This is a genomic window from Cryobacterium sp. MLB-32, assembly GCF_000738085.1.
In the GTDB taxonomy this organism is placed as follows: domain Bacteria; phylum Actinomycetota; class Actinomycetes; order Actinomycetales; family Microbacteriaceae; genus Cryobacterium.
The window spans coordinates 1-1,180 of the sequence record NZ_JPRS01000626.1 but is presented as its reverse complement, the minus strand read 5'-3'; the positions used below and the strand labels follow the sequence as shown (position 1 = coordinate 1,180).

The 1,180-nt window shown below is 53.4% G+C and carries 1 protein-coding gene; it reads right to left on the bottom strand.

The window, feature by feature from the left end; genetic code table 11:
• Positions 1-87: 87 nt before the first annotated feature.
• On the bottom strand, positions 88-741 hold the full coding sequence (locus JF66_RS20455) for a hypothetical protein (RefSeq protein ID WP_035880772.1): 654 nt from the start codon (positions 739-741) through the stop codon (positions 88-90).
• Positions 742-1,180: the final 439 nt, after the last annotated feature.

Here is a 1,180-nt window from a genome sequence, read left to right as displayed (position 1 = left end):
TCCCCCACAACCTCCTTGTCGCCGTGAGATTCGAGTATGGCGGCGAACTCCGAGGCGATCGACTTGGAAGCTCACCTGACGCTTACGTCAAGCTGTCGTCTCGGGCCCATCCAAAACTTCGTCCAAATAATGCGGATGTCTCGACTCTTGTGCAAAAGCGTTCGTCTCGAATATTTCTTCACTCAGCCGTTGAGTCCTTCTGTGCGAAGCAAGCTCATTGTGGAACGAGATGGCCACCAGCAGAGATCCAACCAAGATGGAAAGGATCGTTGACGTAATGATCCATGATGAATAGGAGTGTCCCCATTGCCCAACCTCGTTGGTTCGGAGGGCCTGGTGAATCGCGACTACCGACGAAGAGATGAAGAGGAAGCTTAGCGAAAGGCGAAAGGCGAAAGTGGAAATATCCACGTGGCGTCTATGCGCAATCTGGCTTTCCCAAAACTGAACCGGGCTTCCTACCCGACGGTTCACTTCCGTTTCCAATGCCGACTTGTAACCTCCGAGCGAAACGGCTTCAGTATTCAGATGCAGGACGTAAGTTACAAGGACGCACAATGCGAATGGACCACCTATCAACACGTACGACTGTCCATTAATCACAACTAGGGTCCCAAGAAGTGCCAGGAGGGTGACTCCCATCGTGAGAACACGCTCCCCAAGAACCAAGTACGTCGTCAGCCGCACTCCCTGATCTTGAGCTTCTTTCACCAGGAGGTCGACAATCTTCTCCGTGTCCACTCATTTCCCCTCGATCTGACGCATGACCAGTGATTCTCACTTTGCCATTGGATATCGGACTAGGACTTCTCCTCGGTGTCTCACTAGAAGTTCATTTTCACGCTGGAAGTAGCATCCAGCTCCCGCTGATGGGTATATTTTTCGCATTCCTGCCGAAGGCGGATTTTTGTTCTGCCGCAGCCTCATGGAATAGGGGCGCCCTGTGGCGCTCATCTAGATTCCAAACATCAGCTTCCGGCATCAGTGGCTTCCACGGCTAGGGGACAGACGTCAGGTCGGGCATGTTTTGGTCTCCTTCGGGTGGTGAAAACCTAGCAGTGATGCAAGTGCCGGGCTAGCATCGCGTGCGAGGAATTCCTCGCAGCCCTCTAACGGGACGCCTTCGAATCATCATCGTCTACTCGAATCCCTGCGGTGCCGAGAGGACGATCGTCCCGTA